Origin of the sequence: Streptomyces sp. HUAS TT11 (assembly GCF_051553595.1) — a bacterium.
Taxonomy (GTDB): domain Bacteria; phylum Actinomycetota; class Actinomycetes; order Streptomycetales; family Streptomycetaceae; genus Streptomyces.
Genome location: NZ_CP196184.1, coordinates 8,392,264 through 8,406,012 on the forward strand (window position 1 = coordinate 8,392,264; position 13,749 = coordinate 8,406,012).

10 protein-coding genes are annotated in these 13,749 nt (G+C 70.0%); 6 read left to right on the forward strand and 4 right to left on the reverse strand.

The window, feature by feature from the left end; translation table 11 throughout:
• Positions 1 to 118 precede the first annotated feature (118 nt).
• From ACSHXN_RS37745 to ACSHXN_RS37760, 4 genes are read left to right on the forward strand one after another with little or no spacing between them, the layout of a single operon-like run.
• Entirely contained in the window at positions 119 to 1,423 is a 1,305-nt protein-coding gene (locus ACSHXN_RS37745) for an ABC transporter substrate-binding protein (protein WP_355137537.1), read from the forward strand.
• A 7-nt stretch (positions 1,424 to 1,430) separates the two neighbouring features.
• Complete coding sequence (locus ACSHXN_RS37750) at positions 1,431 to 2,387, forward strand: carbohydrate ABC transporter permease (protein WP_355137539.1); 957 nt, start codon at positions 1,431 to 1,433, stop codon at positions 2,385 to 2,387.
• Complete coding sequence (locus tag ACSHXN_RS37755) at positions 2,384 to 3,202, forward strand: carbohydrate ABC transporter permease (RefSeq protein ID WP_355137541.1); 819 nt, start codon at positions 2,384 to 2,386, stop codon at positions 3,200 to 3,202. Before ACSHXN_RS37750 ends, ACSHXN_RS37755 begins: the two co-directional genes overlap by 4 nt.
• Positions 3,199 to 5,580, forward strand: coding sequence for a glycoside hydrolase family 3 N-terminal domain-containing protein (locus tag ACSHXN_RS37760; protein ID WP_355137543.1), 2,382 nt, complete (start codon positions 3,199 to 3,201; stop codon positions 5,578 to 5,580). The genes ACSHXN_RS37755 and ACSHXN_RS37760 overlap by 4 nt, the downstream gene beginning before the upstream one ends.
• Positions 5,581 to 5,647: 67 nt before the next feature.
• On the opposite strand, the gene ACSHXN_RS37765 is transcribed toward ACSHXN_RS37760, so the two are convergent.
• Both ACSHXN_RS37765 and ACSHXN_RS37770 read right to left on the reverse strand, forming a co-directional pair.
• Positions 5,648 to 6,622: a 2-hydroxyacid dehydrogenase gene (locus tag ACSHXN_RS37765; protein ID WP_355137545.1), complete on the reverse strand. Its 975-nt coding sequence runs from the start codon at positions 6,620 to 6,622 to the stop codon at positions 5,648 to 5,650.
• The gene (locus ACSHXN_RS37770) at positions 6,619 to 7,788 is read right to left on the reverse strand and encodes a lactate 2-monooxygenase (protein ID WP_356294442.1); all 1,170 of its coding nucleotides are present in this window, start codon (positions 7,786 to 7,788) and stop codon (positions 6,619 to 6,621) included. Before ACSHXN_RS37770 ends, ACSHXN_RS37765 begins: the two co-directional genes overlap by 4 nt.
• 116 nt (positions 7,789 to 7,904) lie before the next feature.
• On the opposite strand from ACSHXN_RS37770, the gene ACSHXN_RS37775 reads away from it, so the two are divergent.
• Positions 7,905 to 9,071 carry a PucR family transcriptional regulator gene (locus ACSHXN_RS37775; protein ID WP_355137547.1) on the forward strand — a complete coding sequence of 389 codons (1,167 nt, stop codon included), beginning with the start codon at positions 7,905 to 7,907 and terminating at the stop codon, positions 9,069 to 9,071.
• A 124-nt stretch (positions 9,072 to 9,195) separates the two neighbouring features.
• On the opposite strand, the gene ACSHXN_RS37780 is transcribed toward ACSHXN_RS37775, so the two are convergent.
• Both ACSHXN_RS37780 and ACSHXN_RS37785 read right to left on the reverse strand, forming a co-directional pair.
• Positions 9,196 to 9,876: a cyclase family protein gene (locus tag ACSHXN_RS37780; RefSeq protein WP_355137549.1), complete on the reverse strand. Its 681-nt coding sequence runs from the start codon at positions 9,874 to 9,876 to the stop codon at positions 9,196 to 9,198.
• Positions 9,876 to 11,462 carry a purine-cytosine permease family protein gene (locus ACSHXN_RS37785; protein WP_355137551.1) on the reverse strand — a complete coding sequence of 529 codons (1,587 nt, stop codon included), beginning with the start codon at positions 11,460 to 11,462 and terminating at the stop codon, positions 9,876 to 9,878. The genes ACSHXN_RS37780 and ACSHXN_RS37785 overlap by 1 nt, the downstream gene beginning before the upstream one ends.
• Before the next feature lie 423 nt (positions 11,463 to 11,885).
• Between ACSHXN_RS37785 and dnaK the strand changes: the two genes are divergently transcribed.
• Positions 11,886 to 13,748, forward strand: coding sequence for a molecular chaperone DnaK (dnaK, locus tag ACSHXN_RS37790; RefSeq protein ID WP_438305459.1), 1,863 nt, complete (start codon positions 11,886 to 11,888; stop codon positions 13,746 to 13,748).
• Position 13,749 lies beyond the last annotated feature (1 nt).

The following is a 13,749-nucleotide window of genomic DNA, read 5'->3' on the forward strand; positions in this document are numbered from 1 at the left end:
GTGGCCGATAACGGTTTGGTCGCGCGCGTGCACCCCCGTTGACCGTGTGGGGTGCCTCCCATACTGTCCGACAGCAGCGACTTTCGGCGACGTTGCCGAAACTTTCGAAAGGCAGACGATGAAGATACGCGCACGGTTGCCCCGTCTAGTCGCCGGTGGCGCGACGCTTGCCCTGGCGCTGAGCCTCTCGGCCTGCGGGAGCGGAACCGGCGGGGGCTCGTCGGACGACGGGAAGATCCACGTTCTTGTCTACGGAGATGCCAGCAACAAGGTCGAGAAGCAGATTGTTGCGACGTTCAACAAGACTTCGGACGTCAAGGCCGTCCTCGACACCATCCCCGGTGCCGACTACCAGCAGAAGCTGCAGACGATCATCAACACGCCGCAGGCCCCCGACGTGTTCTTCAACTGGGGCGGCGGCAGCATCCAGCCGTTCGTCAAGGCCGACCTGCTGCTGCCGCTGGACGACTTCATCAAGAACGACCCCGGTCTGAAGTCCAACTTCCTGCCGTCGGTGTTCAACAGCGCCGTCGTCGACGGGAAGGCCTACGGCATCCCGATGCGCGGGACCCAGCCCGTCCTGCTCTTCAACAACAGCAGCGTGCTGAACGACGCGGGTGTGCAGCCGCCCAAGACGTGGGACGAGCTGCTGAGCGCGGTCAAGACGCTCAAGGGCAAGGGAGTCACCCCGATCGCACTCGGCGGCGGCGACCAGTGGCCCACGCTGATGTGGTTCGAGTACGTCTACGACCGCGTCGCGGGGCCGGAGCTGTTCGAGAAGGCGCTCGGTGGTGACAAGAGCGCCTGGGAGAGCCCCGAGAGCAAGAAGGCGCTGAGCATGCTCAAGGAGCTGGTCGACGCCGGCGCCTTCGGCACCAACTTCGACTCCGTGAAGTACACGAACGGCGCGTCGCCTGCTCTGGTGGCCAAGGGCAAGGCGGCCTTCGAGCTGATGGGTTCGTGGTACTACGCCCAACAGCAGCAGGACGCCAAGGACTTCGCGGCCAAGGGCCTGGGCTACACCACCTTCCCGAGCGTGTCGGGCGGCAAGGGCGACGAGGCGGACGTCGTCGGCAACACCAACAACTTCTACTCGGTGCTGAAGAAGACGAAGCACCCCGAGGCCGTCGAGAAGTTCCTGAAGCTCATGTACTCCGACGAGTTCGTCAAGGCGCAGATGGCGATCGGCAACCTGCCGACCACCACCAACACGGAGAAGTTCCTCGACACCTCCGCGAGCCCGGCGTACTCGCACTTCCAGTACGACCTGGTCAAGAAGGCACCCTCGTTCCAGCTGTCGTGGGACCAGGCGTACCCGCCGTCGGCCATCACGCCGATCCACCAGGCCGTGCAGCAGTTCTTCAACGGCCAGATCGACGCCGACGGATTCATCAAGGCCATGCAGGCCCTCCCCACTGAATGAACCGCTCATGACCACAGAAACGACGAGCGCCCCTCCTGCCGCCGGCTCCCGCACCCCGGCCCGGCGGCGGTCGGAGGGCTCCTACACCGCACACGTGGGACGCCCGGGCTTCGCCTGGGCGGTCCCCGCCACCCTCTTCTTCCTGATCTTCGCCATCGCACCGCTGGTCATGGTGGCGGTGCTGTCCTTCATGAGCTGGAACGGCCTCGGGTCGCCCCGATTCGTCGGTATGGACAACTGGTCCCGGGTGCTCGACGACCCGGTGATGATCAAGAGCATCTGGCTGACCCTGCTGGTCACCGTGCTCGGTGTGGCCATCCAGACACCGCTGAGCATCCTGCTGGGCGTCTGGGCCGCGGGACAGCAACGCAACCGCGCGGTGCTGTCGGTGATCTACTTCATTCCGCTGCTGCTCTCCTCCACCGCCGTCTCGGTGCTGTGGCGGGCGCTGCTCGACCCGAACTTCGGTATCCCGGCGCAGGCCACCTGGCTGTTCGGTGACGGCAACCTGTTCGGCAAGCAGGCCAGTGCGATCGGTGTGCTCGCGTTCGTGAGCACCTGGCAGTTCACCCCGTTCCACACGCTGATCTACCAGGGTGCCGCCCGCGCGATCCCGCAGGTCCTCTACCAGGCGGCGGAGATCGACGGTGCGGGACGCTACCGCCAGTTCTTCCACATCACCCTGCCGCAACTGCGCAACTCGGTCGTGACCTCGATGATCCTGATGATCGTCGGCGGACTCACCACGTTCGAGACGGTCCTCATCCTGACCCAGGGCGGACCGGGGACCGACACCACCATCAGCGCCTACTACATGTACCAAAAGGCCTTCAAGAGCTTCGACTTCGGCGCAGGCGCCGCCATCGCCCTCGTCCTGGTCGTCGCCGCGACGATCATCTCGCTGATCGTCGTGCGCGTGTCCGGCTACGACAAGATGCGCAGTTCCATGGAGGGTCTGTCATGAGGCGACGCCCCAACCATCTGGCCGGCGTGGGCTCGGTGGTCTGGCTGTTCCTGGTCGGCCTGCCGCTCTATGTGATGGTCGTCGCGACGGTGCAGCCCCAGTCCGAGTACACCCGGAACGGTCCGCTGTCCTTCCCGCACAGCTTCACCTTCGACAACTACACCGGGGCCTTCGACTCCGGCTTCGGCCAGTACTTCCTCAACACGGTGATCGTCACGGCGTGTGTGGTCGGACTGGTGCTGCTGCTCGTCCCGCCGCTCGCCTACGCGATCGTGCGCAGCCGCAGCAGGATCACCTCGCAGGTCTTCCGGCTGTTCCTGCTGGGGCTCGCCATCCCGGCGCAGGCCGTGATCGTCCCGATGTTCTACCTGATCAGCAAGGCCGGTCTGTACGACAACCTCCTCGGTGTCATCCTGCCGACCGCCGCCTTCTGCCTGCCGATGTCGGCCCTGATCCTCAGCGGCGCCATGCGCGACATCTCCCCGGAGCTGTTCGAGGCCATGGCCATGGACGGGGCCACTCCGCGGCGCATGTTCTTCCAGCTTGTGGTTCCGCTCTCCGGGGGCGGCCTGTCCACGATCGTGGTGTTCTCCGCACTCCAGGCATGGAACGGCTTCCTGTTCCCCCTCGTCCTGACCCAGTCCGACTCCACCAAGCTGATCACCCTGGGTCTCTACAACTTCCAAACCGAACACGGCATCAACATCCCCGGGCTGCTGGCAGCCGTGGTGTTGTCCATGGTTCCCGTCCTGCTCGTCTACCTGTTCGCCCGTCGCGCCCTGGTCCAGGGGCTCATGGGCGTCGGAGGAAAGTGACCGCCAACGTGGCAGTTGAGACCACCCCCGAAATCCCCGTCTGGAACGATCCGGCCCACGACATCAACACCCGGGTGACCGCCCTGATCGGCGCCATGACCCTCGAGGAGAAGATCGCCCAGCTCTACGGTGTGTGGGTCGGCGCGTCCGACGAGGGGGGTGAAGTGGCCCCCCATCAGCACGACATGGAGGAGGCCGTCGACCTCGACACCCTTCTGCCGAACGGCCTCGGCCAGTTGACCCGTCCCTTCGGCACCGCCCCCGTCGACCCCGCTCTCGGCGCGCTCTCCCTGCTGCGCACACAGGCGCGCATCACCTCGGCGAACCGTTTCGGCATCCCCGCCGTCGCGCACGAGGAGTGCCTGGCCGGCTTCGCGACCTGGAAGGCCACCGCCTATCCCGTCCCGCTGTCCTGGGGCGCCACCTTCGACCCCGAGCTGATCCACCGCATGGCCGCCGCCATCGGCCGCGACATGCGGTCCGTGGGTGTGCACCAGGGCCTCGCACCCGTGCTCGACGTGGTCCGCGACGCCCGCTGGGGCCGCGTCGAGGAGACCATGGGCGAGGACCCCTACCTGGTCGCCACCGTCGGCACGGCCTATGTGCGGGGACTTCAGTCCTCCGGCGTCGTCGCCACGCTCAAGCACTTCGTCGGCTACTCCGCCTCGCGGGCCGGGCGCAACCTCGCCCCGGTCGGCATGGGTTCACGCGAATGCGCCGACATCCTGCTTCCGCCCTTCGAGATGGCGGTCCGCGAAGGCGGAGCCCGGTCCGTCATGAGCGCCTACAACGACACGGACGGCGTGCCCGCGGCGGCCGACGAGAACCTGCTCACCGGGCTGCTGCGCGATGTCTGGGGATTCGACGGCACCGTCGTGGCCGACTACTTCGGCATCGCCTTCCTGCGGACCCTGCACGGGATCGCCGGCGACTGGAGCGAGGCGGCGGGCACCGCCCTCCGCGCCGGAGTCGACGTCGAACTGCCCACCGTGAAGACGTTCGGCGCACCTCTCGTCGAGGCCGTGACGGCCGGACGGGTGCCGGAACGCATCGTCGACCGTGCCCTGTACCGGGTGCTTTCCGAGAAGGCCAGGCTGGGACTCCTCGACGCCGACTGGAGCCCGGTACCGCCCGCCCTCTCCGGCGCCGACCTCGACGACCCGGACGCGCTGCGCGGCACGGTGGACCTCGACACGCCCGAGAACCGGGACCTGGCCCGGGAGGTCGCCGAACGGGCGGTGGTGCTGCTCGCCAACGACGGCACACTGCCGCTGGACCGGCCCCGCCGTATTGCGCTGGTCGGCCCCAACGCCCAGGAGCCGACCGCCGTGCTGGGCTGCTACTCCTTCCCCCTGCACGTCGGCGTGCACCATCCCGAGGTCGCGGACGGGATCGTCCTGCCCACCCTGCGCGAGGCCGTGGAACGCGAGTTCCCCGGAGCGGACGTCACGGTGGCCCGCGGGACGGGAATCGACGACGGCGACACCGCCGGCATCGACGAGGCCGTCCGTGTGGCGCGTGAGGCCGACGTCGTCATCGCGGTACTGGGCGACCGCGCGGGACTCTTCGGCCGCGGCACCAGCGGCGAGGGCTGCGACGCCGAGTCGCTGGCGCTGCCCGGGGCCCAGCAGCAGCTGCTCGACGCGCTCCTGGACTCGGGCACCCCGGTGGTGACGGTGCTGCTCGCCGGGCGGCCCTACGCGCTCGGCCGTGCTGTCGACGGGGCCGCCGCGATCGTGCAGTCCTTCTTCCCGGGAGTGGAGGGAACCACCGCCCTCGCGGGTGTGCTCAGCGGCCGTACCGACCCCGGTGGGCGGCTTCCCGTCAGCGTGCCGCGGGGTCCGGGCGCCCAGCCCGCCACCTACCTCGGTGCGCGGCTCGCCCAGTCCAGCGAGGTGTCCAACATCGACCCGACTCCGGCCTTCGCCTTCGGGCACGGACTGTCGTACACGGCCTTCGACTGGAGCGACCTCGCGGTCGAGGAGAAGGAGACGGGCACGGACGGCGCCTTCCGTCTGGCGTTCACGGTGCGCAACACGGGGGAGCGGGAGGGCACCGAGGTCGTGCAGCTGTACCTGCACGATCCGGTCGCCTCGGTCGTCCAGCCGGTGCAGCGGCTCATCGGATACACCCGGGTGCCACTGGCGGCCGGCCAGGCGCGGCGGGTGCGGGTGACGGTTCCGGCCGACCTCGCCTCCTTCACCGGCCGCGGCGGACGGCGCATCGTCGAACCGGGGGATCTCGAGCTGCGTCTGGCCGCGTCCAGCGCCGACCCGCGTCTGACGGCGACGGTGACGCTCACCGGCCCGGAGCGGTCCGTGGACCACACAAGGCGGCTCCACGCCGTCTTCGGTGAGGAGGCCGGGACGGCCGAGTGACGCGGCGGCGGCCCGGACCGGTCTCGAACGGTCCGGGCCGCCGCACCGCCCGAGCGTGGTGCCGGTCTCAGGAGACGATGTCCCGCGGCGCCTTGCCGGACAGGAAGTCGGCCGCGTTCTGCACCGCCGCCAGCGCGATCCGCACAAGGGTCTCCCGGGTGACGCCGGCGACGTGCGGGGAGAGCACCACGTTCGGCGCCTTGAGCAACCTCAGGGCGGACGTGGGCGGTTCGGGGTCGAAGACATCGATCCCCGCACCGGCCGGCGTGCCCTTCTCCAGCGCGTCCGCGAGTGCGTCCTGGTCGATCAGTGCGCCCCGCGCCGTGTTGATCACGAACGCGGTGGGCTTCATCAGCGCGAGGCGCTCGGCGTCGAGCAGATGCCGGGTCGCGTCGGTGAGCGGCACGTGCAGCGTCACATAGTCCGAGATGCGCAGCAGTTCGTCGAGCTCCACGTGGCGGGCGCCGAGCCGTGCCTCGACGTCCGCGTCCACGCGCTGAGGGCTCGCGTACACGATCGTCATGTCGAAGGCGGTCGCGCGGCGTGCGACCTCCTGACCGATATGACCGAGCCCGATGACGCCGAGTGTCTTGCCGGACAGCTCGGTGATCGACCGCTGCAGCCGCGGCAGCGCCCAGTCGGCCTCGACGAGCGCCGTGTGCGCCGGCACCAGCTGCTTGGCGAGGGCGAGCATGAGGGCGAAGGCCTGCTCGGCGACGTTCTGCTTCTCCGCGCCGCTGGAGCCGATGTTGCAGACGGGCACGTCACGGGCGCGGGCCGCGTCCAGGTCGACGTAGTCGAAGCCGTGGCTGGCGCACTGGATGAGTTGCAACTCGGGTGCCGCGGCGATGTGTTCGGCGGTCACGGGGGCCAGCCCCGTGACGATGACGTGTGCCGCGCGCAGCGCCGCCGGATCCTCGTCGGGCCGCTCCACCACGGTGACGTGGGCCTCGCCGGGGAAGACGGAGGCGAGCCCGGCGCCGGTCGAGCGCCCGCCGACGTGCGGCGAGACCACGGCCAGGACGTTCTTGACGGGGGTCATGCGGATTCCTCGATCAGGTCGCCGATGCCGAGCGTGCCGGGACCGGCGTGCCCGGACAGGGCGAGGGTGAGATCGAACTCGGCCAGCAGACACCGGATGACGTGCTCGACGCCCGCCTGTCCGTCGAGCCCGAGCCCGTAGGCGTACGGCCGTCCCAGCAGCACCGCCCGCGCGCCCAGCGCGAGGGCCTTGAACATGTCGTCGCCGGTGCGGACTCCGCTGTCGAACAGCACCGCGAGCCGGTCCCCGACGGCCTCCACCACCCGCGGCAGGGCGTCCGCGGCCGCCACGGAACCGGCCACCTGCCGGCCGCCGTGGTTGGAGACCACCACGCCGTCCATCCCCGCGTCGACGGCCCGGCGGGCGTCGTCCGGGTGCAGGATGCCCTTCAGCACGATCGGGCCGTCCCAGTTCTCCCGCAGGAACGCCAGATCGGGCCAGGTCTTGCCGGGGTCCGCGAACATGCCGACGAAGTGCATCACGGCCGCGTCGGGGTCCTCGTGCACCGGTTTCGCCAGGCCCGCCTGGAAGGCCGGATCGGAGAAGTAGTTGGCGGTGCCGACACCGTGCAGGAACGGCAGGTAGGCCTGGTCGAGGTCGCGGGGCCGCCAGGCCAGCATCGGCGTGTCGAGCGTGACGAGCAGCGCGGTGAACCCGGCCGACTTCGCCCGGGCCAGGAAGCTGCGCGTGACCTCGCGGTCCTTGGCCCAGTACAGCTGGAACCAGCGTTCTCCGTCGCCCGAGGCCTCCGCCACCTGCTCCATCGGAGTGCTGGAGGCCGAGGACAGGACGAACGGCACGCCCTGCGCGGCGGCGGCGCGCGCCGCCGCGGGCTCGGCGTCCGGATGCATGATCGACAGGACGCCGATCGGCGCCAGGGCCAGCGGAGCGGGCAGTGAGCGCCCCAGCACCTCGACCGACAGATCGCGCTCGTGCACGTCCCGCAGCATCCGCGGCACGATCCGGCGCCGCTCCAACGCCGCCCGGTTCGCCCGTGCCGTGCTGCCGGTGCCGGCGCTGCCCGCCACATACCCGACCGGGCCGGGCCCGAGCCGCTGTTCGGTGAGCTGCTCAAGCCTGGTCAGATCCGTGGGCAGCCGCGGTACCGCGCCCGTCATGCCGTGCAGATATATCTCGTACTGGAAGTCCGCCCAGTGCCTTGTCATCCGTACGTCCCGCCTCTCGTCCCTGAGACCGAGCTCTGTGCCCACGATCCTTCCGACTGTGACAAGGCCCGTCCAGCCTGGTGCACACAACGCGCGACTGGGATCATCACCATGTGATGAACCAGCCCCTCGAGGCCCGCATCCGCGTCCGGGACGAGATCGTGGCCGATCCCCGGGTCGTGGAGGCGGTTGTCGCGGCGGTCAACACCCAGGTGCCGGTGTACGCCGCGCTCGACGACAGCCGGCTGCCCGAGGTGCGGGCCATCGCCGCCTGGGGTCTGACCCGGCTGCTCGACCTCTGGGCGGGCGACGGCAGTCTCGGTCCGGCGGACCTGCGCCGATTCCGTGGCATCGCGGCGGCGCGCGCGGCCGACGGCCGGCCCGTGCAGGCGGTGCTGCGCGCCTACCGGGTGGCGGCGGCCGTCGTCACCGAGGAGGTCGCCGCCCGCGCCCACCACCTCACGGCGACGGACGGCCTCTCACTCGCCCGGGTGCTGCTGACGGCGCTGGACACCCTGTCGGAGGAGATGGCCACGGCCTACGCCGCGACCACCGAGGACCTCGCGGGGGATCGGGACCGCGCGCTGCGGTTGCTGCTCGACGATCTCGTCGCCGGCAGGCACGCCTCGGTCGGCGCGCTCACGGACCGCTCGGCCCGGCTGGGCGTCCATCTCCCGGATCCCTACTGCCTCCTGGTGGCCGAGCCGGTGACGGGCGAGGGCCCCGACATGCCGTACGAGGCCGCAGCCGGACTGGTCGGTGCGCTCGGTGACGGCGGTACGGCACTGTCGACGGTCCGGGGCCCGCGCGCCGTCCTGCTCTTTCCCGCGACGGCCCTGCACCGCGCGTCGGCCCTCCTCGTCGAGCGGCGCTGGCGGGGCTGTGCGATCACCGGCGAAGGGCTGGACCGGGTGGCCGTCGCCCACCGGCTCGCCGCCGACGCGCTCGACACGGCGCCCGACCACGCCCATCGGCCCGGCCGCCTTCTCACCGATGCCGACGCGCACGTGCTCGCTCTGCTCGCCGGGCATCCGGCCGCCACCGCGGACCACATCGCCCGCCTCGTCCTCGGGCCGCTGACCGACCCCGGACAACGCCATCTGCTGGAGGCGCTGAGCGCGTACATCGACGCGGGGTCGGCGACGGCCGCGGCCCGAGCACTGCATCTGCACCCGCAGTCGCTGCGCTACCGCCTGCGACGCGTGCAGGTACTGACGGCCCGGGACCCACGCGACCCCTGGCAGCGTCTGACCCTGGACATCGCCCGCACGATCAGGCCCTGACCGGTGCCGCGGCCCGGACCGCGGCGCCGAGGACGCCGAGGACGCCGAGGGGGCCGGGCGAGGGCGCCGATGCGCTGCGGGGTCGCCCGCCCGACCGGGTGACCCGGGCGGGCGGCACGGCGTACTACGCCTGCCTCGTCGGTCCCCCGACCCGGGCCACGGCTCGGACCGGGGCGCCGTCCGAGCCGGGCAGGTGCAGCGGGAACAGGAACACGTCCACCGGGCGGCCGGTCTCCTGTGCGGCGAGGACGCGGTCGAGGCCGGTGAGGTTCTCGGCGATCACACCGGCCGCGCCGCACAGCACGCGGTGCGCGGGCAGGTCCGCATTGCCCGTGGGATCCACACTCAGCGCGTCGACCCCGATCGTGCGTACGCCCGCGTTGACGATCGCCTGCGCGGCCTCCGGGGTCAGCCACGGGTGTTCCAGATAGGCGTCGGTGCCCCAGTACGCCGACCAGCCCGTGGCCAGCAGCAGGATCGCGCCCGGCTGCAGACGCAGCAGGCTCAGCGCGGGCGCGAGCAAATCGGCGGTGACGGCCGCCCGGGCCCGCAGACCCCGTACGTCCGCCACCACCGCCGGACCGGCGAACCGCTCCAGCGGCAGCGCGTCCAGTGCGGGCCAGGCGGAGTTCACGTGATACGGCGCGTCGACATGGGTGCCCGACTGGGAACCCAGGTGCAGGGCGAGGACGTTGACGCCGTCCGTGGCCACGCGCAGCGCCCGTTCCACCTCGACCTGCGGGTCACCGGGATACACGGGCATCCCGGTGACCACGGGCACCGACAGGTCGAGCCAGGTGTCCATCAGCCGCCCTCGACCGCGAGCGCCGGGGCCTTCTCGTCCCGGGCGCCGGGGCCGGTGATCGGCGGCACCGGCGACTCGACCGTGCGGGCCAGTCGCGCGCCGTGCGGTCCGTATGCCGCCCGGGGCTCGGGGAAGAGCCTCAGCAGCGCCAGGAACAGGACCGCGGCGACGGCCAGGGACAGCGGCAGGCTGATGTCGACACCGTTCGCCAGGTCGCCCAGGGGGCCGACGAACTGGCCGGGAATGTCGGTGAACAGCACACCGATCACGGCGGAGACCCACCAGGCGGTCATGCCCCGCCAGTTCCAGCCGTGCGAGAACCAGTAACGGCCGCCGCGCTGGCGGCGGTTGAAGACCTGAAGCGCGTCCGGGTCGTACCAGCCGCGCCGAGTGTAGAAGCCGAGCATCATCACGACCATCCACGGAGTGGTACAGGTGATGATCATCGTTGCAAAAGTGGAGATCGACTGCACGAGGTTCAGCCCGAATCGGCCGATGAAGATGAACGCGATGGACAGCACGCCGACGACCAGCGTCGCCTGCACCCGCGACAGCCGCGGGAAGACCGACGAGAAGTCCAGCCCGGTTCCGTACAGCGACGTCGTGCCCGTCGACATGCCGCCGATGAGCGCCAGCAGACATACCGGAAGGAAGAACCAGGTCGGGGAGATGGCGAGCAGGCCCCCGACGAAGTCCGGGGCCGCAGGGTCGACGTACTTCGGCGCCTGTTTGGCGATGATGCTGGCGGTCGCGAGACCGAACACGAACGGCAGCAGCGTCGCGATCTGCGACAGGAACGCGGCGGTGACCACCTTGCGGCGCGGGGTGTGCGCGGGGATGTAGCGCGACCAGTCGCCGAGGAAGGCGCCGAAGGACACCGGGTTGGACAGCACGATCAGCGCGGCGCCGATGAACGACGGCCAGAACAGCGCCTTCGTCGCCGGATCGGCCGAGGCGGTGAAGGTGCCCGCGTACGACGGGTCGAAGTCACCGCCGAAGGCGATCGCCCCGAGCAGGAAGAGCACGGTCGCCGAGGTCACCGCGATCTTGTTGACGAACAGCATGAACCGGAAGCCGTACACGCACACCGCGAGCACCAGGCCGGCGAAGAGCGCGTAGGCGACGACGTACGACAGATTGCCGCGATCGAGGCCGAAGAGCCGGTGTGCGCCGCCGACCAGTGCGTCGCCCGAGCTCCACACCGAGATCGAGAAGAAGGCGACGGCCGTGAGCAGGGAGAGGAAGGAGCCGACCACACGGCCGTGCACACCGAGGTGGGCGGAGGAGGAGACCGCGTTGTTCGTGCCGTTGACCGGGCCGAACACCGCCATCGGGCAGAGGATCAGCGCGCCGACGACCACACCGAGGAGGGTCGCGGCGAGTCCCTGCCAGAAGGAGAGGCCGAACAGGATCGGGAAGGCGCCCAGAACACAGGTGGAGAAGGTGTTCGCGCCGCCGAAGGCGACTCGGAAGAGATCGAACGGCGTCGCGGTGCGGTCCGCGTCGGGGATGCGCTCGACGCCGTAGGTCTCGACCTCGGTGAGGGACGGGGGCGCGGCGGCGGGGGAGGCGGGGTTCTCGGGCAACGGAGCTCCTGCTGGGGAAGGGCGGCGGAGCGCGTTCGTGGCGCGGTGGGCCGGTCCGGCCCGTGCCGTCGCGAGGGTGTGCGGGGCGTGGTGGGCCGTCCGTAAGGGTTTCGCAGACTTTAGGCGCGTCCGCACGCACCGCACCAGTGGACGTTCCATCCAGCTTCCGTTGCCTCGATGGATGGTTCATCCACACCGGCCGATGGAGTGCGGGGGGCCCGGCGTCCGGCCTCGAGCAGGGCGTTCTCCCCGCTGCGCGTGGAGCCATGGTCAAACTTGACAAGAGGCAACTCAAGTTTTATTCAGGCAGTAGAGGCAGTCAGCGGAACGCGGAAGCGGCTCCACTGCCCTGCAGTGAAGACGTCGGCGCGGGTACTCGCGGAGCGGACCTCTACAGGAACGATGCGAGGAGGCAGGAGCCCCATGGCACGTCCGGTCGGTATCGACCTCGGCACCACGAACTCGGTGGTCTCGGTCCTCGAGGGCGGTGAGCCCACCGTGATCACCAACACCGAAGGCGCCCGGACCACACCGTCGGTCGTGGCCTTCGCCAAGAGCGGCGAGGTGCTGGTCGGCGAGGTCGCCAAGCGGCAGGCGGTCACCAACATCGAGCGCACCGCGCGCTCCGTCAAGCGGCACGTGGGCGACTCGTCCTGGCGCTTCCCGGAGAGCGGCACCGTCGACGGCAAGCAGTACACCGCACAGGAGATCTCCGCGCGGGTGCTGCAGAAGCTGAAGCGGGACGCGGAGGCGTATCTGGGCGAAGACGTCACCGACGCCGTGATCACCGTGCCGGCGTATTTCGACGACGCCCAGCGACAGGCCACCAAGGAGGCCGGTGAGATCGCCGGCCTGAACGTGCTGCGGATCATCAACGAGCCGACGGCGGCGGCCCTGGCCTACGGCCTCGACAAGGAGAACGACCAGACGGTCCTCGTCTTCGACCTCGGCGGCGGCACGTTCGACGTGTCCCTGCTGGAGATGGGCGAGGGCGTCATCGAGGTGAAGGCCACCAACGGCGACACCCGTCTCGGCGGTGACGACTGGGACCAGCGCGTCGTCGACCATCTGGTGCAGCAGTTCAAGAACGCGTACGGCGTCGACCTCGCGAAGGACAAGATGGCCGTGCAGCGTCTGCGCGAGGCCGCCGAGAAGGCGAAGATCGAGCTGTCCTCGTCCACCGAGTCCTCGATCAACCTGCCCTACATCACAGCCTCTTCGGAGGGCCCGCTGCATCTGGAGGAGAAGCTCACCCGGGCGCAGTTCCAGCAGCTCACGGCCGATCTGCTGGAGCGCACCAAGGGGCCGTTCCACCAGGCGATCAAGGATGCCGGGATCAAGCTGTCGGACATCGACCACGTGATTCTCGTGGGCGGGTCGACCCGGATGCCCGCGGTGACGGAGCTGGTGCGGGAGTTGACCGGCAAGGAGCCGCACAAGGGTGTGAACCCGGACGAGGTCGTCGCCGTCGGCGCCTCGCTCCAGGCCGGTGTCCTCAAGGGTGAGGTCAAGGACGTCCTGCTGCTGGACGTGACCCCGCTGTCCCTCGGTATCGAGACCAAGGGCGGCATCATGACCAAGCTGATCGAGCGCAACACCACGATCCCGACCAAGCGGTCCGAGATCTTCACCACGGCCGAGGACAACCAGCCGTCCGTGCAGATCCAGGTCTACCAGGGCGAGCGTGAGATCGCGGCGTACAACAAGAAGCTCGGCATGTTCGAGCTGACCGGTCTGCCGCCGGCGCCGCGCGGTGTGCCGCAGATCGAGGTGTCCTTCGACATCGACGCCAACGGCATCATGCACGTCACGGCGAAGGACCTCGGCACCGGCAAGGAGCAGAAGATGACCGTCACGGGCGGTTCGGCCCTGCCGAGGAACGACATCGACCGCATGGTCCGCGAGGCCGAGCAGCACGCCGAGGAGGACCGCAGGCGGCGGGAGGCCGCCGAGACCCGCAACCAGGCCGAGCAGCTTGTCTACCAGACCGAGAAGCTCATCGGTGAGAACGGGGACAGGATCCCCGCCGACGCGAGGAGCGAGACGGAGAGCGCCATCGGCGAACTCAAGGAGGCGCTCAAGAGCGAGGACACCGCGGAGATCCGGCGGACCATGGACAAGGCCGCCGCCGCGGCGCAGAAGATCGGCAGCGCCCTGTACGAGCAGGCGCGCCCCGAGGGCGGCACCGGGCCGGAGCAGGGCACGGCGAGCGGCGGCGCCCGGTCCGAGGACGACGTCGTGGACGCCGAGATCGTGGATGACGACAACACCTCGCAGGCGGGCTGAC